General features: G+C 67.9%; 17 protein-coding genes. 4 read left to right on the top strand and 13 right to left on the bottom strand.

Annotated features, from left to right (window positions below; genetic code table 11):
• Positions 1–111: 111 nt before the first annotated feature.
• The 6 genes from PW843_04415 to PW843_04390 all read right to left on the bottom strand — a co-directional run bounded on the left by PW843_04415 (position 112) and on the right by PW843_04390 (position 7,891).
• Positions 112–1,611, bottom strand: coding sequence for a S9 family peptidase (locus PW843_04415; protein MDE1145850.1), 1,500 nt, complete (start codon positions 1,609–1,611; stop codon positions 112–114).
• Positions 1,517–2,188 (bottom strand): hypothetical protein, encoded by a 672-nt coding sequence (locus tag PW843_04410; GenBank protein MDE1145849.1) that lies wholly within the window; start codon positions 2,186–2,188, stop codon positions 1,517–1,519. The genes PW843_04415 and PW843_04410 overlap by 95 nt, the downstream gene beginning before the upstream one ends.
• Positions 2,189–2,359: 171 nt before the next feature.
• Positions 2,360–4,441: a methyl-accepting chemotaxis protein gene (locus PW843_04405; GenBank protein MDE1145848.1), complete on the bottom strand. Its 2,082-nt coding sequence runs from the start codon at positions 4,439–4,441 to the stop codon at positions 2,360–2,362.
• A gap of 257 nt (positions 4,442–4,698) precedes the next feature.
• Positions 4,699–6,648 (bottom strand): methyl-accepting chemotaxis protein, encoded by a 1,950-nt coding sequence (locus PW843_04400; protein MDE1145847.1) that lies wholly within the window; start codon positions 6,646–6,648, stop codon positions 4,699–4,701.
• Positions 6,649–6,803: 155 nt separating this feature from the next.
• Positions 6,804–7,523 (bottom strand): M24 family metallopeptidase, encoded by a 720-nt coding sequence (locus PW843_04395; protein MDE1145846.1) that lies wholly within the window; start codon positions 7,521–7,523, stop codon positions 6,804–6,806.
• Positions 7,520–7,891: a winged helix-turn-helix domain-containing protein gene (locus PW843_04390; GenBank protein ID MDE1145845.1), complete on the bottom strand. Its 372-nt coding sequence runs from the start codon at positions 7,889–7,891 to the stop codon at positions 7,520–7,522. Before PW843_04390 ends, PW843_04395 begins: the two co-directional genes overlap by 4 nt.
• A gap of 194 nt (positions 7,892–8,085) precedes the next feature.
• On the opposite strand from PW843_04390, the gene PW843_04385 reads away from it, so the two are divergent.
• The 3 genes from PW843_04385 to PW843_04375 all read left to right on the top strand — a co-directional run bounded on the left by PW843_04385 (position 8,086) and on the right by PW843_04375 (position 12,079).
• On the top strand, positions 8,086–9,003 hold the full coding sequence (locus PW843_04385) for a LysR family transcriptional regulator (GenBank protein MDE1145844.1): 918 nt from the start codon (positions 8,086–8,088) through the stop codon (positions 9,001–9,003).
• 230 nt (positions 9,004–9,233) lie between these two features.
• Positions 9,234–10,619 (top strand): MFS transporter, encoded by a 1,386-nt coding sequence (locus PW843_04380; protein MDE1145843.1) that lies wholly within the window; start codon positions 9,234–9,236, stop codon positions 10,617–10,619.
• A 5-nt stretch (positions 10,620–10,624) separates the two neighbouring features.
• Complete coding sequence (locus tag PW843_04375; GenBank protein ID MDE1145842.1) at positions 10,625–12,079, top strand: aldehyde dehydrogenase family protein; 1,455 nt, start codon at positions 10,625–10,627, stop codon at positions 12,077–12,079.
• A gap of 141 nt (positions 12,080–12,220) precedes the next feature.
• Here PW843_04375 and PW843_04370 read toward each other — a convergent pair whose 3' ends face one another.
• On the bottom strand, positions 12,221–13,174 hold the full coding sequence (locus PW843_04370) for a GlxA family transcriptional regulator (protein MDE1145841.1): 954 nt from the start codon (positions 13,172–13,174) through the stop codon (positions 12,221–12,223).
• Between the two features lie 100 nt (positions 13,175–13,274).
• Here PW843_04370 and PW843_04365 point away from each other — a divergent pair, with 100 nt between their 5' ends.
• The gene (locus tag PW843_04365) at positions 13,275–13,991 is read left to right on the top strand and encodes a DJ-1/PfpI family protein (GenBank protein ID MDE1145840.1); all 717 of its coding nucleotides are present in this window, start codon (positions 13,275–13,277) and stop codon (positions 13,989–13,991) included.
• 121 nt (positions 13,992–14,112) lie between these two features.
• Here PW843_04365 and PW843_04360 read toward each other — a convergent pair whose 3' ends face one another.
• The 6 genes from PW843_04360 to PW843_04335 all read right to left on the bottom strand — a co-directional run bounded on the left by PW843_04360 (position 14,113) and on the right by PW843_04335 (position 23,155).
• On the bottom strand, positions 14,113–15,483 hold the full coding sequence (locus PW843_04360) for an ATP-binding protein (protein ID MDE1145839.1): 1,371 nt from the start codon (positions 15,481–15,483) through the stop codon (positions 14,113–14,115).
• A 1-nt stretch (position 15,484) separates the two neighbouring features.
• Entirely contained in the window at positions 15,485–16,168 is a 684-nt protein-coding gene (locus PW843_04355) for a response regulator transcription factor (GenBank protein ID MDE1145838.1), read from the bottom strand.
• Positions 16,169–16,330: 162 nt separating this feature from the next.
• Positions 16,331–19,468 (bottom strand): efflux RND transporter permease subunit, encoded by a 3,138-nt coding sequence (locus PW843_04350; protein MDE1145837.1) that lies wholly within the window; start codon positions 19,466–19,468, stop codon positions 16,331–16,333.
• Positions 19,465–20,658 (bottom strand): efflux RND transporter periplasmic adaptor subunit, encoded by a 1,194-nt coding sequence (locus PW843_04345; GenBank protein ID MDE1145836.1) that lies wholly within the window; start codon positions 20,656–20,658, stop codon positions 19,465–19,467. The genes PW843_04350 and PW843_04345 overlap by 4 nt, the downstream gene beginning before the upstream one ends.
• A 2-nt stretch (positions 20,659–20,660) precedes the next feature.
• Positions 20,661–22,118, bottom strand: coding sequence for an efflux transporter outer membrane subunit (locus tag PW843_04340; protein ID MDE1145835.1), 1,458 nt, complete (start codon positions 22,116–22,118; stop codon positions 20,661–20,663).
• Between the two features lie 98 nt (positions 22,119–22,216).
• Positions 22,217–23,155, bottom strand: a complete 939-nt coding sequence (locus tag PW843_04335; protein ID MDE1145834.1) for a DUF2268 domain-containing putative Zn-dependent protease — start codon at positions 23,153–23,155, stop codon at positions 22,217–22,219.
• Positions 23,156–23,232: the final 77 nt, after the last annotated feature.

The raw sequence follows: 23,232 nt of genomic DNA, 5'->3' as shown, positions 1-23,232 counted from the left end.
GAACACGGCGAGCTCCCTGTTCCCAGGAAGCTAGCCGTCAGCCCCCCCAAAAAGGCATTACGACGGCTTCCACAATCATGTTGAAGCCGTCGTACCGCTCGCTGAGCAGGCCTATTTCGCCTCGACATCCGTCCGGTACTTCTTGAACCAGGCCAGGATGGCGTTGGTCTCGCCCACCAGTTGCGACGGGCGTTCGGCCAGGCCGCCGTGGCTGGCGCCCGGCACGCGGATCAGGGCCGTGGGGATACTGCGCAATTGCAGGGCGGCGTAGTACTGCTCCGCCTCGCTGGGCGGCGTGCGGTGATCTTCCTCGCCCACCATCACCGCCGTGGGCGTCTTGACGTTGCCCACCAGGCTGAGAGGCGAGCGGCGCCAGTACTGCTCCTGGTCCTCCCACGGCATCTTGCCGAACCAGTACTTGGCCATGAAGCTGAAGCCGTCGACGGTCAGGACCTCGCTGGTCCAGTTGATCACCGGCTTCTGCGTCACCGCCGCCTTGAAGCGGTCGGTCTTGCCCACGGTCCAGGCGGTCAGCACGCCGCCGCCGGACCCGCCGGTGACGAACAGATTATCGGCGTCCACCGATCCCTTGGCGATGGCGGCGTCCACCACGCTCATCAGGTCATCATAATCCTGGGAGGGATAGTTGTGGTGGATCTGGTCGGCGAAATCCTCGCCATACGAGGTTGACCCGCGCGGGTTGGCATAGACGACGATGTAGCCGGCGGCGGCGTACAGCTGGTCCTGCGTCGACCAGACCGGGCCGTAGCTGGCGAAGGGCCCGCCGTGGATTTCCAGGATCAACGGGTACTTCCTGGCCGGGTTGAAGTCCGGCGGCGTCACCATCCAGGCGTCGATGGCCAGGCCGCCGGCCGAGGACTTCACCGGCAGCGGCGCCACAGTGCCCAGCACCTTGCCGGCGAACAGGCTGGCGTTCAGGTCGGTCAGGCGCTTCTGCTCCCCCGGACCCTTGGAAATGCCGACGTCCGGCGGGCGGGTGGTGTCACCCCAGGGGAAGGCGACCACGCCATCCTTGGACACGCTGTAGCCGCCGCCGGAATAGGGCCGGTCCAGCTCACTGCCCGCCAAACCTTCCGCCACGGTGGTGACCTTGCCGTCCAGGGTGACCCGGGCCACCTTGGTGACGCCCCGGTCGGTGTACGTGGCATAGATGGAACGGCCATCCGCCGCCCAGCGCGGGCTGCCGAGGTCGCGATCGAAGTTGGCGGTCAGGGCCCGCACGCCGCTGCCGTCGGCGTTCATCACCGACAGCACGTCGTTCTGGTAGCCCATCAGCTTGTCGTCGAAACCGACATAGGCGATCAGCTTGCCGTCGGGCGAGGCCACCGGTTCCCCATCCGGGCCGTGGCGGGTGGTCAGCTGGGTCAGGGCGCCGCTGGTGGTGTCGACGGAGAAGACGTCGAAATTCTCCGGATCGCGTTCCCAATCCTTGCCATGGTTGCTGTTGAACAGGATGTGGTGGCCGTCCGGCATCCACGACAGGGCGCCGCCGTCGTCATACTGGCCGTTGGTCAGCTGGCGCGGCGCGCCGCCGTCGGACGGCACCACGAAGATGTGGTTGAAGCCGGGGCGCACATACGCCCTCGCCATCGGCACGGTAGTTGATCTTGGTGATGACCTTGATGGGATCGGCCCACTTGGCGCCCTCAGGGGCGGCCAGGGGAGAGCCCAGGCTGGCGCCCTCCTCCGGCGTGAACATGGTGAAGCCGATCTGCTTGCCGTCCGGCGACCAGGCGATATCGGACGGCGCCTCCGGCAGGGCCGTGATGGCCGCACTGTTGCCGGAAAGCCAGCGCACCCAGATCTGCGGCTTGTCGCCCGGGCCCTTGGCGACATAAGCCAGGCGCGTGCCGTCGGGCGACCAGCGCGCCCGGCCGCTGCCCGGCACGCCCAGCGGCGTCTGCTGGCCGCTGGCCACATCCACCAGCCAGACCTCGCTGCGGGCGTTGTCGGTCATGATGTCTTCGGACGAACGGGTATAGGCGATGCGCTTGCCGTCCGGGCTGATCTGCACGTCCTTGGCCTGCGACAGGGCGAAGGCGTCGCGCGCCGTCAGGGTCCGGGTGGGGGCCACCGCCTCCGGCGTGGTGTTGGCCGCAAGGGCGCAGGGTGCCACGGAGACGGAAAGGGCCAGCGCCAGCGCCGCGCGGTGCAGTCGTGAAGTCATGTCGGATCGAAGTCCCATCTGCTTTGTTCTTTGGCGCATCCCAAGGGACGCACGGAAACGCCAGGCCCCGCTCCCGGCACTGGCGACAGCCTGGACCGGATGGGGGCCCGCCGTCCATATCCAATATATGGGCTGCGGATGGGGCCGCTTTGAACCTCGACCCCGGGGGCCTCAGCCACCGGCGCGGACGGCAGCCAGGAAACTTTCCACCTGCCGGTCCAGGCCCTGGGTGTCCCGCGACAGGTCCTGGGCCGCCTGCAACACCTGGCCAGCGCCGTCGCCCGCCGCCGCCATGGCGCCGCTGACGGTAGTGATGCGCTGGCTGACGGCCGCCGTTCCCATGGACACCTGCTGGATGTTGCGGCTGATCTCCAGCGTGGCCGCCCCCTGCTGCTGCACCGCGCCGGCGATGCGGCCGGCGATCTCACTGATGGTGCGGACGGTGGCGATGACGGCATCGATGGCGGCCACCGCCTCCACCGTCGCCGTCTGCACGTCCCCCACCTGCTGGGCGATGTCGCCGGTGGCCCGGGATGTCTGGGTCGCCAGCGCCTTGACCTCGCCCGCCACCACGGCGAAGCCCTTGCCGGCCGGACCCGCCCGCGCCGCCTCGATGGTGGCGTTCAGCGCCAGCAGGTTGGTCTGGCCGGCCACCGCCTCGATCATGCCCACGATCTCGCCAATGCGCTGGGCCGCCTGGTCCAGCCGGCGCATGCGGTCGCCGTTGCGTTCCGCCTGGCCCACCGCCTCGGCCGCGATCTCCGCCGCGCGGACGGCCTGGGACGCGATCTCATCGCTGGCGGCGGACAGTTCCTCCGTGGCGGCGGCGATGGTCTGCACGTTGGCGGAGGCCTGCTGCGCCTCCCCCTGCATCTCGTCGGCCTCGCGCACCACGGCCGCCGCCGTGCGGTTCAGGCCGTCGGCCACGCCGGTCATGGTCCGCACCGCCGATCCCAAGGCACGCACCAGGCCCGCGACCTCACTTTCGAAATTGCCGGCCACGTCCAGGGTGGCCTGGCGCCGTTCCGCCGCGGCGCGGGCTTCCAGCGCCTGCTGCCGCTCCCGCATCTCCGCCATGTGGATGGACTGTTCCTTGAACACCTGGACGGCGCGCGACATGGCGCCGATCTCATCCCCCCGGTCGCGGGACGGCACCGCCACCCCGGTGTCGCCGCCGGCCAGCCGGCCCATGACCGCCGTCATCACCTGCAAGGGCCGCGACAGATTGGTGCCGATCAGGGTCGCCAGGCCGCAGACCACAGCCAAAACCAGGCCGCCCACCACCATCAACCGGTCGCGGGTGGCCCACACCTCCACCAGGATGGTGGCGCGCGGGGCGGCCACGGCGAAGCCCCAGACCTCGCCCGCCCGGCCGAAATGCACCGGCACCATCACCACCGTCATTTCCGCCTTCGTCACGGGATCGACGAAGGCCCCCTCATGCGGCCCGCCATCGGCGACGGCAGCCAGCAGGCCCCGCGCCCACCCGGCCTGCGCCGGCTTGCCCAGCACGGCGGCATCGGGGTTGGCGATCCACTGGCCATCCCCTGACAACAGCAGGGCGTAGCCGTCGCCCCACGGGCGCAACGCCCCCACATCGGCCTGGATGCGCTTCAAGCTGAGGTCGGCGGTGGCGACACCCAGCGCCTTGCCATCGACGACGACGGGCGCCACCACCGTGGTCATCAGCACCTGGGTATGGCCGACCTCATAGAAATAAGGCGGCGTCACCGTCTCCCGCCCGTCCCGCAGGGGGCGGTGGTACCAGTTCTCCTCCGCCGGATCGCCGGTCATGGGGGTGGTTTCCACGCCCGTCGTGCCATCGGGACGGCGGAAGGCGTACAGCATCAGCCGCCCGTCCTTGTCGCCCAGATCCGTGCCCTTGTAACGCGCATCGCCACCATCGGCGTTGGGCTCCAGCCCGGCATAGACGCCGGTGACGGCGGGGTTGGCGTGCAGTATCTGGTTCAGGGCCCGGCCAAAGGCGGCGCGATCCAGGTCGCCGCCCTTGATCAGGGACGCGGTCCAGGCGGCATCGGTGCGGGCAGCGGCCAGCGCCTCGTCAATCACACCGACGATCTGGCGGGACTGGCTGGCCGCCATCTCCGTCATCAGGCGACGGGCCGCCCCTTCACTGGCCGTGACCTGCACCTGGACCGCATAACCGATGAGGCCAGCCACGCCCAGCACGGTAACGGCCAGCAGCGGCAGCACGATGCGCAACCGCAGGGACAGGTTCTTGACGATGGGCACAGGCGGCGACCCCTATTCGGAAGGCTATACCGCCACCGAGTGTGCCAAATCGCCCGCCGCACCCAAGTTAACTTTTAAAAACAACCCTTCGTGTAACTTTTCCGAAACGATCCATACCGTCCCTCAAGCGCCGGGCGCGGCCACCCGGCCGCTTGGCTGATCCTCGTTTTGCAGTCCGCTAAGCTTCCCGCAAAACTCCGGCGGCCCCAGTCGGGGCCTACACTGGCATGGGCTGAACCCATGCCAGTGGGTTGACCTTACGCCGCCCGCACGGCGGTGACGAAGCGGCTGACCTGTTCGTCCAGGGCCTTCAGCTGCAGCGCCAACTCGCCGGCCGTACCCAGCACGTGGCTGGCGCGGTCGGCGCTGTCCACCACCACGTCGCTGACGGCGTGGATGTTGGTGGTGACGGCGCGGGTGCCGCGGGCGACGATGGTGGCGTTCTGGGAAATCTCCCGCGTCGCCGCCCCCTGCTGTTCCACCGCCGACGCGATGCCGGCCGCCACCTCCTGCGCCCGCAAGGACACCTCGGCGATGGAGCGCACCTCCGCCACCGCGCGGCCGCTGGCCTGTTGCGTCGCCTCGATCTGGGCGGTGATGTCCTCCGTCGCCTTGGCGGTCTGGTTGGCCAGGTTCTTGACCTCCGACGCCACCACCGCGAAGCCCTTGCCGGCCTCCCCCGCCCGGGCCGCCTCAATGGTGGCGTTCAGCGCCAGCAGGTTGGTCTGGCTGGCGATCTGGGTGATCAGGTTCACGATCTCCGTGATCTTTTCCATCTGGCCGGCCAGATGCTCAATGGTGCGGCGGGCGGTTTCGGCCCGGGTGGCGGTATCGGTCGCGATCTCGGCACTCTGGGTCACGCGGGTGGCGATCTGGCCGATGGAGGACGACAGCTGTTCGGCCGCCACCGCCACCGTCTCCACACTGGTGGAGGTCTCATCCGTCGCGGCGCGGATGGCGTCGCTGCTCTGCCGCGCGGTCTGCAGCCCCGCCGCCAGATGGTTGCTTTCGGCGTCCACCTGGCCGCTGCTGTGCGCCACCCGCCGCAGGACGGTGGAGACGTTGGCCTCGAAATCATTGGCCAGCCGTTCCGCCACGGCGCGGCGCTGCCGCTCCGTCTCCTCCTGTATCTGGGTGCGTTCCAGGTGCAGGGTGGTGACCTCCGTCGCGTTGCGCTTGAAGATTTCCAGCGCGCGGGCCATGGCGCCGATTTCATCCCGCCGGTCCAGGGCCGGCATGGCGACGTCGATCGCCCCCTCGCTCAGCGCCGTCATGGTCTGGGTGATCTGGTTGATGGGCCGCGCCACCATGCGGTAGATCAGCGCCCCCAGCAGAACCACCAGCACCGCCACCGTGGCCGCGGTCGCCGCCAGGATCAGGGTGCGCAGCGACCGCAACGGCCCGAAGGCCTTGGTCGCGTCCATGGTGACGCCCACGTACCACTTGGCCGAGGGCAGGTCCTTGATGGGATAGAAGGAGGTGAGGGTGTCGCCCGCCTGTTCCGGCGCATGGCCCAGATGGTCCTGGATGACGAACCCGTCGGCCAGCTTCTTCATCACCCGGTCCTTGTCGGCATGGACCAGCACCGTGCCGTCACCGTCGATCAGGAACACCTGGCCGTTGCCGCCCAGGTCAAAGGACGCCAGGAAGGTCTTCATCATGACCAGATCCAGGTCGCCGGCGGCCACGCCGGCCAGGGCGCCGCCCTTCATCACCGGGCTGGCGATGGTCAGCACCAGGTTGCCGCCCGAGGCGCTGACATAAGGCTGGGTCATGATGGTCTGCCGCGCCGCGTCCGCCGCCTTGTACCAGCCGCGCTGGCGCGGGTCGTAGCCGGGCGGCAGGTCCAGGGCCGGGAACATGGTGAAGACGCCGGCATTGTCGCCGTAATAGACCGGGCTGAAGATGCCGCTGAGCGTGGGGCCGTTCAGCAGATCCTTGACGTGGCCGGGGTCGGTCACCGCCACCTCATCCGCCAGGTTCCGCACCAGCGAGACGCGGCCCATCAACCACTTTTGGATGCCGTCCGCCGCCGACTCGCCCGTCGTCTTGATCTGAGTATTGATTTGCGCCGTTAAAGTATCACTTGAAACTGAGTAGATGAGGTAGCCTAGAGCGCTGAAGGCAAGCGCCACGAATACGGCCGTGAAGGCCACGATTCTATAGACGAACTTCGTTCGTTTCGCCGGCTGTGCGGCGGATGTCATGCCAGTATACCGAATGGAGTTCATCGCCCCTCGCATCTGCATGTCTGTTTATAGGGCGGCTCAAGGCCGAACCCCTTTGGACATAAGACTAGTGCAGATCGAAGTGCGATTAAACGTCAAAGTTTTGCATGTGCGAAAGGTTTGTGATGCGCCCGTCACACAACCGACGGCAACAGCAGGCGCTCATAGAAACCACCGAAGGTGCGCGCATGGTTCACCAGGTGCACTTCCAGGATCCAGTGCTTTTCCTGGCCCAGGGCGTCGAGGTCGCGCATGCGGGTGGGGTTGGCGGGGCTGACGCGGTAATGTTCCTTGTCGCCGGGCAGGCGGGCGTGGGGGAATTCCCCCACCAGATGGCCGGCGATGGCGCCGCCGAACACCCAGCCGGCCGCATCCGCCAGTTTCTGGGCGTGGGTATACAGTTCCGCCCCGGTGATGTCGGGATGGTCATGGAAATGGCGGGCCAGCACATCGAACATCCGTTCCAGATCATGCACCAGGCGGTGCTTCTCCGGATCATCACCCAGGGCGTAGGTGCGGCCCACGTCGGCCTCCCACTCCTCAAACACCGGGCCCAGGTCGACAAACACGGTGTCGTCGGCGCCGATGGTCAGCACCAGCGGATTGTCGGAAAAGACGCAGGTGGTGTTGGCGCCGGCACGCACGATGCGCTTGTGCCAATGTTTGGCCACGCCGAATTCCGTTTCCGCCAGGGCATAGATGTCCTGTTCCACCGCGCGCTCGGTGCGGCCAGGCGCGATCAGGCCGCGCGCCTCGATGACGTCCAGCAGGGCCATGGCCTTTTCCTCCGCCGCGATCAGGGCGGCCAGGCGCCGGCCAGCGGGGATGCTGGCGGAAACAGGCGGAACGGTCACGCGGGTTTTCCTTCTTCTGCTTGCGGATGCGCCTTGTCCACCTCGCCCTGCAAGGCCGCCAGGTGGACCTTCGCGGCCTCAGCCGCCGCCTGTTCGATGGCGCGGAAGCGTGAGATCAGGGCCAGGCCCAGCACGGTCAGGCGGGCGCCGCCGCCCTGCTTGCCGCCGATCTGCCGTTCCACCACCGTGCTGCCGAACAGGGTGTTCAGTTCCTCCACCAGTTCCCAGGCGCGGCGGTAGGACATGCCCATGGCGCGGCCGGCCGCAGCGATGGAGCCGAAGGCGGCGATCTTTTCCAGCAGTTCGATCTTGCCCGGCCCGATGCGGCCATCGGGGTCCAGGCGTATGCGCAGGCTGAGCGTCGGCATCGTGATCCAACCTTCGGCACCCATCCCATGCGGGGGATGGATAGGGCGCCATCCTAATCGCTATGTCCAAACAGGAATAGCGATAACCGCAATGCCGCCGGTCTGGATGGGATATTGAGCCGCACGGGCCTTATGCGGCATCATCGTTATAGTTATATGGGAATAACGATCGTCCTCGGGAAAGTTCTCCGCCCATGCTGGTGCGTCACCTGTCCTATTTCGTGGCCCTGGCCCGGGAATGCCATTTCGCCCGCGCGGCGGAGGCCTGCAACATCGCCCAGCCCACCCTGTCCGCCGCCATCCAGAAGCTGGAGGAGGATCTGGACGTGCGCCTGGTGGTGCGCAGCCACCGCTTCGTCGGCCTAACGCCGGAGGGGGAAAAGCTGCTGGCCTGGGGCCGGCAGATCCTGACCGACTACAACAGCCTGCGCGATGATCTGGCGGGATTGCGCCGGGGCCTGACCGGCACCTTGCGCCTGGGCGTCATCCCTGCCGCCATGCCCACCGTGTCCTTCCTGACCGCGCGCTTTTCCAAGGCCCACCCGGCGGCCATGGTGGAAATCCGTTCCATGACCTCGCACGCCATCCAGCGCGGGTTGGACGCCTTCGAGATCGATGGCGGCATGACCTATCTGGAAAACGAGGTGCTGGAGAACGTACGGCGCGTGCCGCTGTACCGGGAACGCTATGTCCTGGTCGTGCGGCGCGACCACCCGGCCGCCAACCGCGAGACCATCACCTGGGCGGAGGCCACGACCGAGCGGCTATGCCTGCTGAGCGAGGATATGCAGAACCGCCGCATCATCGATGGGGTGGCGGCCAGCATCGGGGTCGCGATCAAGCCCGGCATCGTCAGCAATTCCTTCCTGGGCGTCTGTTCCCATTTGCGCCATGGGGAATGGGCCAGCATCGTGCCCCACACCTTCTTCTATGTTTTTGGCGGCGCGCCCGACCTGGTGGCCATCGACCTGGTGGACCCTGTGCACAGCCAGTCCATCGGCCTGGTCCTGTCCAACCGCGTGCCGGCACCGCCCATGGCAGCGGCCCTGCTGGACATGGCACGCAAGACCGACCTGGAAAAAGACCTGGCCGCTGCCCGCACGGGCATTTGACGCCCCGCCTCTCCCCCGCGCCTTTACGTCACGTGCCGTTAACACGGGGGGCTGCGCCCCTGGCCCTGGTCGCGCTATATATCGAACCGTTCAGTGGGAAATCGGCCACGGCTGAGGCCCCCTGGCAGTTGGGCGATAAGAATAATCATTAGGCGATCAAACTGGCGGTGCGGCTCGCCCGCTCGTCAAAGCGACCTACAATCGGGCGTGAACAGGACAAGAGGGCACCCGTGGCAAACACATCTTCCGCTGAGTCGGCATTGGGGGGACGGGAACCGCTGTCCCTGGCGCTCACCCTGGGCTGGGCCGTGGGCACCTTTTCCATGGCCACCATCTATTCCGCCAGCAGCGTTCTGCTGCTGGGCTACCTGGTGAACAATGTCGGCCTGGCCGCCGGCACCGCCGGCCTGCTGTTCGGCGCCTCCAAGCTGTACGACGCCATCGTCGATCCCATCATCGGCGTGGTCAGCGACCGGACGCGCAGCCGCTGGGGCCGCCGCCGGCCCTTCATCCTGGCCGGCACCCTGGTGTCCGCCCTCACCTTCTGGCTGCTGTTCCGCCTGCCGGTCAACCTGTCGCCCGGCATGCTGACGACGGTGACGGCCGTCGCCCTGCTGGCCAACGCCACCGGCTACGCCCTGTTCGTCATCCCCTACCTGGCCATGCCGGCAGAGATGACCACCGACCCCACCCAGCGCACCCGTCTGATGGCCTATCGCGTCGGCGCCACCAGCCTGGGCCAGGTCATGGGGTCCTTCGTGGCCCCCCTGCTGATCGCCAGTTTCGGCGGCGGCCTGCCGGGCCATGCCGTCATGGGCGGCGTCCTGGCCTTCATTGTGCTGCTGACCGGCCTCGCCTGCTTCTTCGCCACCGCCAAGGCCAAGTACACCGATAGGGTGGAGGGCCATAGCATGGGCGTGGTGGCGCAGTTCCGCACCGCCTTCCAGAACCACCACTTCGCCATCCTGATGGGGGTGAAGATGACCAGCCTGCTGTACGTGGCGGTCTCCACGGTCATCACCCCCTTCCTGTTCACCCAGATCCTGCACCAGTCCTACAAGGTGCTGGGCTACTTCTTCCTGGCGAAGTCCATCGCCATGCTGGTGACCCAGCCGCTGTGGGTGAAGCTGACCGCGCGCTACGGCCGCTATGCCGCCTACTACATCGGCGCCGTGGGCTTGGCCGTCACCACCCTGCCCTGGCTGCTGTGCACGCCGGAAACGCCGTTGACCACCATCCTGGGCCTGGGCGTGGCCAACGGCCTGGCGTCCGGCGGCATGCTGCTGATCGGCCAGGCGCTGCTGCCCGACGCCATCGGCCAGGATTTCCGCCGCACCGGCCTGCGCCGCGAGGGCGTGTTCGCCGGCGTCTACACGGTGGTGGAGCGCGCATCCTTCGCCCTGGCCGCCTCCATGACCGGCATCGTGCTGGGCGCCATGGGCTATGTCGCCTCCAAGGGCGGGCCGGTGGCGCAGCCGCCCAGCGCCATCCTGGGCATCTATCTGTGCCTGGGCGGATCGCTGGTATTCGTGGCCCTCAGCGCCTTCTGCCTGCACTTCTACCCCCGGGACGCCGCCAAGCCCGAGGCCGTTCCCGGCAACACGGTCAAGGCCTGATCCCCATGACGGACGCCCTCTACGCCGCAGCACCTGCGGATCCCGCCGCCTGGGTGGCGCGCCTGGATCTGGCCATGACCGTGGACGGGGCGGACGCGCCGGCCGCCGGCCGGGCGCCCGTCCTGGATCCGGCCAGCGAAACCGTGGTGGCGACCACGCCGGTGGCCGACGCCGCCGGCACGGAAGCCGCCATCGAGGCGGCCCATCGCGCCTTCCCCGCCTGGTCACGCACCAGCTGGGAACACCGGCGCGACCGCCTGCTGGCCTATGCCGACGCGCTGGAGGCCGCCAAGCAGGACCTGTCCATCCTGCTGACGGCGGAGACGGGCAAACCCCTGCGCCGCGCCCTGTCGGAGGTGACGGTCGGCATCATCTACGTCCGCACCATCGCGGGGCAGGTGCTGCCCGACCGGGACTACACCAAGTCCAGCGGCGGTAGCGCCCGCCTGGTGCACCGCCCGCTGGGCGTGGCCGCCGCCATCGCGCCGTGGAACGGGCCGGTGGTGCTGGGCCTGGCCAAGGTGGCCAACGCCCTGCTGGCCGGCGATACCCTGGTGATGAAGCCGTCGCCCTTCACACCGCTGACCGCCCTGCTGATGGGCCGCATCGGCCGCAATGTCTTCCCCGCCGGCGTCTTCAACGTGGTGGCGGGCGACGGTGACGTGGGCCAGGTGCTGACCAGCCATCCGCTGGTGGCCAAGGTGTCCTTCACCGGGTCCACCATCACCGGCCGCAAGATCGCCGTGGCCGCCGCCCCGACCCTGAAGCGCCTGACCCTGGAACTGGGCGGCAACGATGCCGCCATCGTCCTGCCCGACGCCGATTTGGACCGCACCGCCGCCATGGTGTTCGGCACCGCCTTCGCCGGGGCCGGCCAGTTCTGCGCGGCGGTGAAACGCCTGCTGGTCCACCGCGACGTGCACGACGCCCTGCGCGACCGGCTGGTGGCCCTGGCCGAGGGGACCAGCGTCGGCCCCGGCTGGGACCCGGCCCACCACATGGGCCCGGTGCAAAACCGGGCGCAGTACCAGCGCATCCTCGACCTGACGGCCGAGGCGCGGGCGGCCGGCGGCCGGATCTTGAGCGGCGGCCCCATCGACGGCCCCGGCTTTTTCCTGCGGCCGGCGATCATCGAGGGCGTGGGCCCCGGTATCCGCCTGGTCGATGAGGAACAGTTCGGCCCCGCCCTGCCGCTGATCGCCTTTGACACAACGGAAGAGGCGCTGGCCCTGGCCAACCAAGGCGACTATGGCCTGGGCGGATCGGCCTGGACCCGCGACATCGCGGCCGGCGTCGCCCTGGCGGAGCAAATGGACGTGGGCAGCGCCTGGATCAACCAACACGGCGCCTTCTCCGCCGAATTGCCCATGCCCTTCGCCCGCCAGTCCGGCCTGGGCATGGACTACGCGGAATGGGGCGTGGCCGAGCACAGCCGCGCCATGCTGATCAACGTGGCTTGATTGTCCCCTCAAGCGCCGGGCGCCGCCATCCGGCGGCTTGGCTGATCCTCAGTTTCCAGTCCACTACGTTCCCCGGAAACTTCCGGCGGTCCCGGTCGGGACCTACAGCGGCAAGAGGGTCTTGCCGCTGGTTTTTGGCCTTCACGCCGCCATCCCCCGCGCCACGCGACGGATGGCCTGGGGGGCGACGCCGTAGGCGCGCAGGAAGGCGCGGCGCATGCGCTCGCCATCGCCGAAACCCGTTTCGGTGGCGATACGGTCTATGGGTTCCGGTCCTTCCTCAACCCGGGCGCGGGCGGTTTCCAGCCGTAGCTGCTCCACCGCCTTGGCCGGCGTCACCCCCACCTCCGCCGCGAAGGCGCGGGCGAAGTTACGGGGGCTCATGGCCGCGCGGTCGGCCAGGTGTTCCACCTTCAGGGGTTGCTCCAGGTTCTCCCGCATCCAGGCCAGCAGGGTGCCGAAGCGGCTGCCCACCGGCTGCATGTCCAGCAGGGCGGAGAATTGCGACTGCCCGCCCTGGCGGCGGTAATACATCACCAGCTGGCGGGCGGTGCGGCGGGCGATGGCCTCGCCATGGTCCTCGGCGATCAGGGCCAGCGCCAGATCCATGCCGGCGGTGATGCCGGCGGAGGTCCAATAGGCGCCGTCGCGGATGAAGATGCGGTCGGCCTCCAGCGTCACGGCGGGGAAACGGCGGCCGAATTCCACGGTGCGGCACCAGTGGGTGGTGGCCCGCCGCCCGTCCAGCAAACCCGCCGCCGCCAGCAGGAAGGTGCCGGAACAGACGCTGGCCAGCCGCCGCGCCCGCCCTGCCACCGACCGGACGTAAGCCACCTGCGCCTCATCCCGCCAGGCGTCGTTGATGCCATCGCCACCCGAGATCAGCAGCGTGTCGATGGCGCCCGCGTCCACCAGCCTCTCCGCCAGCAGGCAGGCGCCCGATGAACTGGCGACGGGCCCCGGGTGCAGGGCCATGATTCGGATGTCATAGGGCTGGCGCGCGTACCGGCCGGCGATCTCGAACGCCGCCAGCGGGCCGCTGACATCCAGCAGTTGGAAACCGGGGAAGGCCAGGAAGGCGATGGTGCGCGGCATGCGGGCAACCCTTGGCAGTAAAGGTGGGTTTTATGTCATTGCTGCCAGCGCCCGTCCAGCGTGATGGTTCACGCACCAACCAGACCGCAGGAGCCACCCCATGGACCAGCCGCAACGCCCCTTCACCATTGTGGAATTCGTCTTTCCGCTGATGACCCAGCTGGATTTCACCGCCCCGCACCAGGTGTTCAGCCGCCTGACCGGCACGCAGGTGCGGGTGGCCTCCGCCACCGGCGGCACGGTGACCTCAGGCGAGGGGCTTGCCTTCGCCGACACGGAATCGCTGGCCGATATCGACACCTGCGACCTGCTGTTCATCCCCGGCGGCTTCGGCGTCGCCGCCGTGATGGAGGAGGCGGAGACCATGGCCCACATCCGCCGCCTGGCGGCGGGCGCCCGTTATGTCACCTCGGTCTGCACCGGGTCGCTGATCCTGGCGGCGGCCGGGCTGCTGACGGGGCGGCGGGCCGCCTGCCATTGGGCGTGGCGGGACAAGCTGGCCCTGTTCGGCGCCATCCCCGACCCGGCGCGGGTGGTGCGCGACGGCGACATCATCACCGGCGGCGGTGTCACCGCCGGCCTGGACTTCGCCTTCACCGTGGCGGCGGAGGTGGTGGGCCAGGACGCGGCCGAGGCCCTGCTGCTGATGCTGGAATACGCGCCCGCCCCGCCCTTCCCCGGCGGCCGGCCGGAACTGGCACGCGATGAGGTGCGGGCACGGGTCGAGGAGATTTACGACCGCCTGTTGGCGCCCCGGTTCGAGGCGCTGGAAAGGATCGTCGCCAACGGCGTGAGAGGAACTCTCCTGCCGTTGTAGGATGCGACTGCATCCGCCGGAGACTTTCCGGGAGCGAAGCGGACTGAAAGTCGAGGATCAGCCAAGCCAGCGGATGCTGGCGCCCGGCGCTTGAGGGCGGGAGGACCTAGCCCTAGAAAATCTAACCCAGGATCATGCGGGCGCGCAGGCCGGGGTGGTTGTCAGCCAGGTCGAGGGCACCGCCGTGCACCTTGGCCACGGCGCTGACCAGGCTGAGACCCAAGCCGACACCGGGCGTGCCCCGCCCGGTGTCGCCACGGTAGAAGCGTTCCGTCACCCGGGGCTTTTCCGCATCGGGAATGCCGGGGCCGTCGTCGGCCACCACCATCTCCGTGGCGCCGTCGGGCAGGCGCGCCACCGCCACCGTGATGGCGCCGCCCTCGGGCGTGAACTTCAGGGCGTTGTCGATCAGGTTGCCCACCGCCTGGGCCAGCATCACCGGGTCCCCCGGCACGGTGCCGGCCCCCTGTTCGCCCCGGAAGGTCAGGGCGATGCCCTTCAGTTCCGCCGCCGGCAGGTAGAAATCCACTGCCCCGGCCGCCACCTCCGCCACATCGACCTCGACGAAGCCGGAGCGTCGGGCGCCGGTGTCGATCTCCGCCAGGCGCAGCAGGGCGTTGAAGATGCCGATGACGCGGTCGACATCGGCCACCGCCCCGTCGATCTCGGCGAAGGTCTCAGGTGCCGGCGGCCGGGTGACGCTCAATTCCTCCAGCCGCGACCGCAACTCCGCCAACGGCGTGCGCAGATCGTGGGCGATAGCGTTGGAGACATTGCGCACGCCGTGCACCAGCTGTTCGATCTGGTCCAGCATGCCGTTGATGGTGCGGGTCAGGGTGTTGAATTCATCCCGGCCGCCACTGGTGGGAAGGCGGCGCGACAGGTCACCCTGGACGATGCCGGTGGCGGAACTGCTGAGACTGTCGATACGGTGCAGCACCGCCCGGCGGATGACGAAACCACCGATCAGGCCCAACAGGGACAGGACGCTGACCGCCGCCAACAGGCTGTACCAGAAGCCGGTCTCCAGGGGCCGGAAGCGGGAATAGTCCCGCGCCACCACCAGGTTGTATCCCCCCGCCAGCGCCACGTGGATCAGGCGAAGATCCACCGTCTGGCCACCGATGGTGACAGGCACGGTGAAAAGGCCGGGCTTGGTTGGAATATTCTCGGGCCAGGCCGGCAGATTGCCGGTCAGCAGCACATGCGACCGGTCACTGAACAGCAAGATGCGCTCACCCGCGATCTGCATGGCGATGCGTTCATTCAGGAAGTCCGCCAGCCCCTGCGGCCCCCGCTGGCGGAACACCTCGGTGAAACGCCGGGCGTCCTCTTCCAGGATTTCGGTGCGGCCCTCATCGATGGTGACCCGCCAGGCGTAGCCCAGCGGCACGGCGAACAGCACCAGGCTGACCACGCCCAGGAACACATAGCTGAGCGCCAGGGTGAAGGCGGAGGACCGCAGGGGCAGGATGGACGCCTTCCCCGCCACCTCAACCGCCCGTGGTCAGCATGTAGCCGGCGTTGCGCACGGTGCGCAGCAGCGGCGTCTCCGGCTCGCAATCGATCTTCTGGCGCAGCTTGCTGATGTGCACGTCAACCACATTGGTCTGGGGGTCGAAGTGGTATCCCCACACCGCCTCCAGCAACATGGTGCGGGTGACCACCTGGTCCACGTGCCGCATCAGGTATTCCAGCAGCTTGAACTCCTGGTTCTGCAGGGTGATGGGGCGGTCCCCCCGCGTCACCTTGCGCGACAGCAGGTTCATGCGCAAATCCCCCGCCGTCAGACTGGTCTCCGGCGCCGTGCCGGTGGGTGACCGGCGCATGAGGGCGTCCAGCCGGGCCAGCAACTCACCGAAGGCGAAGGGCTTGGTCAGGTAATCGTCACCGCCGCTGCGCAGGCCCTTGATGCGCTCATCCACGCTGCTGAGCGCGCTCAGGATCAGGACGGGCGTCTGGGTTCCCAGCTTACGCAGGGTTTCGATGATGGTCAGGCCATCCACATCGCCCGGCAGCATGCGGTCCATGACGATGACGTCGAACGGCTCACCCGTGGCCAGGAACATGCCGTCCCGGCCATTGTCGACATGTTCCACGGTGTGTCCGGCCTCACGCAGGCCCTTCACGACGAAGCGCGACACCCGTTCGTTATCCTCAACCAGCAGAACCTTCATCGGATCAAATGCCCCCTCAAACCCCGGGCGCCGGCGTCCGCCGGCTTGGGCTTGTCCTCGGTTTCCAGTCCGCTCCGCTCCCCGGAAACCTCCGGCGGATGCGGTCGCATCCTACAGCGGCATGAGACAAATTCTCATGCCGCTGGCATCCCGGGCCTTTGATCAATGCGCCACCTCATGGCCATGGCTGTCGCCCGGCTCATTCTCCGGGATCTCCCGGCGCTTGATGCCATGGCGGCCCAGCCACTCGTTCACCCGGTCCAGGTAGAGATAGACCACCGGCGTGGTGAACAAGGTCAAAATCTGGCTGAGGATCAGGCCGCCCACCATGGTGACGCCCAAGGGCTTGCGCAGTTCCGAGCCCGTGCCGTTCTCCAGCCACAGCGGCAGGGCGCCGAGCAGGGCCGCCATCGTGGTCATCATGATGGGGCGAAAGCGCAGCAGGCAGGCCTGACGGATGGACTCGATGGGCGCCATGTGCTGCTGGCGCTCCGCCTGGATGGCGAAGTCCACCATCATGATGCCGTTCTTCTTCACGATGCCGATCAGCAGGATGATGCCGATCAACGCGATGACCGACAGGTCATAGTGGAAGATCATCAGCATCAGCAGCGCCCCCACGCCCGCCGACGGCAGGGTGGAGAGAATGGTCAGCGGGTGGATGTAGCTTTCATACAGCATGCCCAGGATGATGTAGACGGCCACCAAGGCCGCGGCGATCAGGTAGGGCTGGGTCTTCAGCGATGACTGGAAGGCCTGGGCCGTGCCCTGGAAGGTGCCGGAAACGGAGGACGGCATGCCCAGTTCCGCCGACGCCTTCTGAATCTCGTCCACCGCCTCGCCCAGGGACACGCCGGCACCCAGGTTGAAGGACAGGGTGACGGCCGGGAACTGGCCCTGGTGGGTGATGGACAGGAAGTTGACGTGGTCGGTGTCGAACTTCACGAAGGTCGACAGCGGCACCTGCTGCTGCGTCAGGGGTGAGGTGATGTACAGCTTGTTCAGGGTGGCCGGGTCGGCCTGCATGCCGGGCGTGACCTCCAGCACCACGTGATAGCTGTTCAGCTGGGTGAAGTACTGCGCCACCTGGCGCTGGCCGAACGCGTCGTAGAGCGTGCTGTCGATCAGCGCCGGCTGGATGCCGAAGCGGGAGGCCTGGTCGCGGTCGATCACCATGTTCAGCGTGGTGCTGTTGTTCTGCTGGTCCGTGGCCACATCGCGCAGCTGCGGCAGGCCCTGCAATTTGGCCAGCAGCTTGGGCGCCCACTCGTTCAGTTCCACCAGGTTGGCGTCCTGCAAGGTGTACTGGTACTGGGTGCGCGAGGTACGACCACCCACGTTCAGGTCCTGGGCCGCCTGCAGGAACAGGGTGGCGCCCTTCACCTTGGCCAGCTTGGGCCGCAGCCGGGCAATGATCTGGTCGGCGGAGGCCGACCGCTCATCCCGCGGCTTCAGCCCGATGACGACGAAGCCGTTGTTGATGGGGCGGGACCCGCCGCCCACCGAGGTGCCCCAGGCGGCCACGTCCGGATCCTGGGCGACGATGTCCATCAGCTGGTGCTGCAGGCGCACCATCTCCGTGAAGGACACATCCTGCGAGGCGTCGGCGATGCCCGAGATGATGCCGGTGTCCTGCTGCGGGAAGAAGCCCTTGGGGATCTGGATATAGAGGAAGACGGTGGCCGCAACCGTGGCGAAGAACACCATCAGGGTCGGGAACTGGTGCCGCAGCACAAAGTCCAGGCCCTTCCCATACTTGGCCACCAGCCAGTCGAAACAGCCTTCGATGAACAGGTAGGCGCGGCCGTGCTTGGCGTGCTTCTCATCCTTCAGGAAGAGGGAGCACATCATGGGCGACAGCGTCAGCGAGACGAAGGCCGACACGGCGATGGTCATGGTGACGGTGATGGCGAATTCGCGCATCAGGCGGCCGACGATGCCGCCCATCAGCAGCAGCGGGATGAAGACCGCCACCAGCGACACGCTGATCGACATGATGGTGAAGCCGATCTCACTGGCGCCCTTCAGCGCCGCCTGGACCGGGGTCTCCCCCTCCTCCAGGTGACGATAGATGTTTTCCACCATCACGATGGCGTCGTCGACGACGAAACCGACGGCGATGGTCAGGCCCATGAGCGACAGGTTGTCCAGGCTGAAGCCCAGCAGGTACATCAGCGCCGCCGTGCCGAACAGGGCCAGCGGGACGGTGACGCCGGGGATCAGCGTGGCCCACAGGTTGCGCAGGAACAGGAAGATGACCAGCACGACCAGGGCGATGGTCAGCAGCAGGGTGAACTGCACGTCCGCGACCGAGGCCTTGATGGTGGTGGTGCGGTCGATCACCTTGTCCATGCGCACCGAGGGCGGCACCGCCGACATGACGCCGGGCAACGCGTTTTCCACGTTGTTGACGATGTCCATGATGTTGGCGCCCGGCTGCTTGAACACCTGCAGCAGGATGCCCTCGCCCTTGTTCTGCCAGGCGATCAGCTGGTTGTTTTCCGGCCCGTCCACCGCCACGCCGATATCGCGGATGCGCACCGGCGCCCCGTTCTTGTAGGCGACGATGACGTCGTTCCAGGGTTCGGCCTTCAGCAGCTGGTCGTTGGTATAGATGACGAAGTTGTGGGCGGGCCCGTTGATGGACCCCTTGGGCGCGTTCACCGTGGCGTTGGTGATGACGGTGGCCACATCCTCCATCTGGATGCCCAGGGCCGCGATCTTGGCCGGGTCCACCTGCACCCGCACCGCCGGCTTCTGCTGGCCGCCGATGCTGACCTGGGCCACGCCCGGAATCTGCGACAGCCGCTGGGCGATGACGTTTTCCGCGTAATCGTCCACCTGGGTCAGGGGCAGGCTGTCGGAATGGACGGAATAGACCAGGACGGAGGCGTCGGCCGGGTTCACCTTGCGGTATGTCGGCGGCGACGGCAGGTTCTTGGGCAACTGGCCGCCGGCCGCGTCGATGGCCGTCTGCACGTCCTGCGCGGCGGCGTCAATGTTACGGCTGAGGTCGAACTGCAGCGTCACCTGGCTGGTGTTCTGCGTGCTGACGGACGTCATCTGGCTGAGGCCGGGGATTTCAGCGAACTGGTATTCCAGCGGCTGCGCCACGGATGAGGCCATGGTCTCCGGGCTGCCGCCCGGCAGGGTGGCGGTGACCACCACGGTGGGGAAGTCCACCTGCGGCAGGGGTGCCACCGGCAGCAGCGGATAGGCCACCAGACCCACCAGCAGCACGCCCAGCATCAGCAGCGAGGTGGCGATGGGCCGGTGGATGAAGGGACTGGACAGGCTCATGGCTTGGCACTCCCCGCCGGGCTGGCATCCGCGGCCTTTTCACCGCCACCGAAGCTGACCTTGGCGCCGTCCTGCAGGCGATAGGCGTTGCTGATGGTCACGCGTTCGCCGGCCTTCAGGCCGTCGGTCACGACGGTGACGCCACCCGTATCCTCCGCCGTCTTCACGGGGCGGATCTCCACGGTGCTGTCGGGCTTCACGACATAGGCGTAGAGGCCCTTCGGGCCCCGTTGGATGGCGGCGGTGGGGATGGTCAGCGCGTTCTGGCGGGTCTGCTTCAGCACCTTCACGTTCACGAACTCACCCGGCCACAGGTGCTCGTCCGTGTTGGGGAAGCTGGCCTTCAGCTTGATGGTGCCGGTGGTCTGGTCGATCTGGTTGTCGACCAGCATGACGGTGCCGGTGGCCAGATCCGTCTTGCCGTCACGAGACACGGCGTTGACCTGCAAGGGGCCGGCGTGCATGGCCTGGGCCACGGCCAGCCGATCCTCTTCCGGCAGGGTGAAGATGACGGAGATGGGCTGCAGCTGCGTGACCACCACGATGCCGGTGGTGCCGGTGGCGTGCAGGTTGTTGCCGGGATCGACCTGGCGGATGCCCGTCCGCCCCTGGATGGGCGAGGTGATGCGGGTGTAGTCCAGCTGGGTCTTGGCGTTGTCGATGGCCGCCTGGTCCACCTTCAGCTGCGCCTCATACTGCGCAACCAAGGCCTTCTGCGTGTCCACGGTCTGCTTGCTGGCCAGGTTCTGCGGCGCCAGCTTGGCATAGCGTTCCAGGTCGACCTTGGCGTTGGCCAGCAGGGCCGCGTCCTTGGCCTTGGTCGCCACCGCCTGGTCGTAGGCCGCCTGGTAGGTGCGCGGATCGATCTGCGCCAGCAGGTCGCCGGGCTTCACCACCTGGCCTTCGGTGAAAAACACCCGGTCCAGGGCGCCGTCCACGCGGCTGGTGACCGTCACCGTGTTCAGCGCCTGGACGGCGCCCAATCCCGCCAGGTAGACGGGCGTGTCGGCCGCCGTCGCGACGGCGGTGTCCACGTCCACGGCGTTCGGCCCCTTGGGCGGGGCGGCGGCGTTGGAATGCTCGGTCGGCAGCAACTCAGCCCCGGCCAGCGCCAGGACGAAGACGCCGCCCAGGCCGGCCATGACGGCGCGCGTACGGCTGATGCGCATCTTTGCGGGGAACTTCTTCATTTTCAGCTTTGCCTCCAGCCGCCGCCCAGCGCGTTGTACAGGCCGACCAGGGCCTGCAGGCGGGCGAACCGTGCCTGCACCAGCGCATCATTGGCGGTGAACAGCGCGGTTTCCGTGTTTAGAACCGTCAGAATGGTGATGGTGCCCGCCGCCATCTGGGCCTGCGCCAGCTCATAAGCGTGGCGGGCCGTGGCCGTGGCCTGTTCCTGGCGCGCCAACTGCTCGGTGGTCTCGCGCACCGCGGTCAGCGCGTCCTCGACATTGGCGAAGGCGGAGCGGACGGACTTGCGGTATGTGGCCACCAGCTCGTCATACTTGGCCTGGGCGTTGGCGTACTGCCCCTCCAGCGCGCCACCCTCGAAGATGGGCTGGGTCAGGCCGGCGGCCAGGGTGAAGAGGCCGCTGGCGGGGTCGAACAGTTTCGACAGGGCGCCGCTGGCGTAGCCGCCCGACGCCGTCAGGTCGATGCTGGGGAAAAAGGCGGCGCGCGCCACGGTGATGTTGGCGTTGGCGGCGATCAGCTGCGATTCCGCCTCCGCCACATCCGGCCGGCGGGCCAGCAGTTCCGAGGGCAGGCCCGGCGTCACCTCGGGCAGCGACAGGCTGGCCAGGGTGTCGCCCTCGGCCAACTCGATCTGTTCGGGCATGCGGCCCAGCAGGATGGCGAGGGCATCCACCGACTGCCGATACTGCTTGCGCAGCGGCGGCACGGCGGCATTGAGGGTGGAGACGGTGGTTTCCTGCTGCGCCACGTCCAGGGCGGTCACGATGCCGGCGTCCGCCTGCCGGCGCAGGCCATCCAGCACCGACTGGGCATTGGCCAGGTTGTCCTCGGCCACCCGCACCTGTTCGCGCAGTTCCAGCGACTGGAAATAGCTGGTGGCGACATCGCTCAGCATGGTCAGGCGCACGGTGGCCAGGTCGTACCGGCTGGCGTCCGCCGTGGCGATGGCAGCGGCGGCCGTCGCCCGGTTCTTGCCCCAGAAGTCCAGCTCGTAACTGGCGCTCAGGCCCAGGCTATAGCTGTTGCCGGTCTTGGGCACGCCCAGGTAATTCTTGGCCCGGTCGCGCTGCCCGTTGCCGTCCAGCCCAACGCTGGGCAGCAGCGCCGCCCCCGACACCTGCGCCTGGGCGTCGGCCTCGCGCACCTTGGCCACCGCGACGGCCAAATCGTCGTTGGCGGACTCCGCCTCGGCAATAAAGGCGTCAAGCTGGGTCGAGCCGAACCCCTTCCACCAGTCCGTCGCCGGCCACGGGTCGGTGGCAGGTTTGGGGGCGGGCTTGGCATCGGCCGACGGCGGGGCGTCTGCCGGGCGCCAGGCATCCGGGGCCGCGATCTGGGGCCGCTGGTAATCCGGTCCGACGGAGCAGCCGGCCAGCGCCAGCAGGGCCACGCCGGCCAGGAAAGCCTGGCGTGAGGGGCGGAAGGGGAACGGTGGGGACATCGTCGTCGTCGTCATCCAACAAGGGCACCTTGGCGCCGGACGCTAGGCCCCAGCGCATTGAGCCAGCGTGGGCGGATTGTTAACTTTGCTTAATTTACCAGGATCGCCGCCAATCACGGCGGCGACACCCGGTCAGGCAAGGAAATGCCAGGCGCCCAGCCGCTGTCGTCCAGGAAGGTCTTGGCCGTATCGGCATTGACCGTCAGCAGCCGGGCGATGGCCTGGCGCTTGTCCGCCGCATGGATGTAGAACGCCTTGGCGATGCGGTACCCCACCCAATAACCGAGATCGCCCGGCCGCTCCGGCGTGCCGATACCGTTGTACAGCCAGGCGGCCAGGTCGGTCTTGTCCCGGTCGGTGGCGAACTGGGTCTCAATCTCCGCCTCCCGGCCCTTGGTCCAGGCCTTCAGGGTGACGTAGCCGACATCGCCGGATGTCAGTTCCGCCATGAACTCCGCCCCGCCTTCCAGCAGGGCGGCGAACAGCAAGGTGGGATGCTCAGGCTCCACATCGCTGGCCGGTTGCTGCACGTGGGCGTACTCATGCGCCACCACATGGACGAAGCGGTTCTCGGGATTGGGGTCCATCCAGCCCGCACTGCACAGCGCCTCCAGCCCGATCAGCACGGCGGACGGGCTGGTGGTGCCGCCGGAATTGGCACGCCCCACCAGGATGGTGATGGGGGGAAAGCGCGCCGCCGGATAGATGTCCCCCAGGCGGCGCAGCGCCACACCCAGGCGCCGCTTCACCGCCGGCAGCAGATCCAGGCAGGTCTTGGCGTCGGCGTAGATCTTCGGTTGTTTTGCCATGGCCGCCGCGATGGACGGGCCGGTCAGCTGGCGCAACTGCGCGAACTGGTGCAGCCCGTCGCTGCCGTGGTCCAGATAGCCCTGCAAGGCCTCGGCCGTGGGCGCGCCGTGGCCCGAATCATAGACGCGGTAGAAGTCCACCACATCCTCGATATGAATGGCCGGGCCGGCGCCCCCTTCGGCCGCCCGGACGGGACCGGCCGCGACCGCCAGCGCAAGCCCGATGAAAGCCAAAACCCGCATGCAGCCCCCTTTTTCGCGTTTCTTGTCCGGCGTTTCTTGGGGCCGGATGATGGCGCGGAACCGCCCCGGCCGCCAGG

The sequence above is a fragment of the Azospirillaceae bacterium genome, assembly GCA_028283825.1.
Taxonomy (GTDB): domain Bacteria; phylum Pseudomonadota; class Alphaproteobacteria; order Azospirillales; family Azospirillaceae; genus Nitrospirillum.
Note: the sequence above shows the minus strand (reverse complement) of the source record. Positions and strands in the feature narration are given on the sequence as shown.

Coding starts and splice junctions, on each gene's coding strand:
- PW843_04415 (MDE1145850.1), bottom strand. CDS start 1,611: ATGGCGAGGGCGTATGTGCGCCCCGGCTTCAACCACATCTTCGTGGTG.
- PW843_04410 (MDE1145849.1), bottom strand. CDS start 2,188: ATGACTTCACGACTGCACCGCGCGGCGCTGGCGCTGGCCCTTTCCGTC.
- PW843_04400 (MDE1145847.1), bottom strand. CDS start 6,648: ATGACATCCGCCGCACAGCCGGCGAAACGAACGAAGTTCGTCTATAGA.
- PW843_04390 (MDE1145845.1), bottom strand. CDS start 7,891: ATGCCGACGCTCAGCCTGCGCATACGCCTGGACCCCGATGGCCGCATC.
- PW843_04385 (MDE1145844.1), top strand. CDS start 8,086: ATGCTGGTGCGTCACCTGTCCTATTTCGTGGCCCTGGCCCGGGAATGC.
- PW843_04375 (MDE1145842.1), top strand. CDS start 10,625: ATGACGGACGCCCTCTACGCCGCAGCACCTGCGGATCCCGCCGCCTGG.
- PW843_04370 (MDE1145841.1), bottom strand. CDS start 13,174: ATGCCGCGCACCATCGCCTTCCTGGCCTTCCCCGGTTTCCAACTGCTG.
- PW843_04365 (MDE1145840.1), top strand. CDS start 13,275: ATGGACCAGCCGCAACGCCCCTTCACCATTGTGGAATTCGTCTTTCCG.
- PW843_04355 (MDE1145838.1), bottom strand. CDS start 16,168: ATGAAGGTTCTGCTGGTTGAGGATAACGAACGGGTGTCGCGCTTCGTC.
- PW843_04350 (MDE1145837.1), bottom strand. CDS start 19,468: ATGAGCCTGTCCAGTCCCTTCATCCACCGGCCCATCGCCACCTCGCTG.
- PW843_04345 (MDE1145836.1), bottom strand. CDS start 20,658: ATGAAGAAGTTCCCCGCAAAGATGCGCATCAGCCGTACGCGCGCCGTC.
- PW843_04340 (MDE1145835.1), bottom strand. CDS start 22,118: ATGACGACGACGACGATGTCCCCACCGTTCCCCTTCCGCCCCTCACGC.
- PW843_04335 (MDE1145834.1), bottom strand. CDS start 23,155: ATGCGGGTTTTGGCTTTCATCGGGCTTGCGCTGGCGGTCGCGGCCGGT.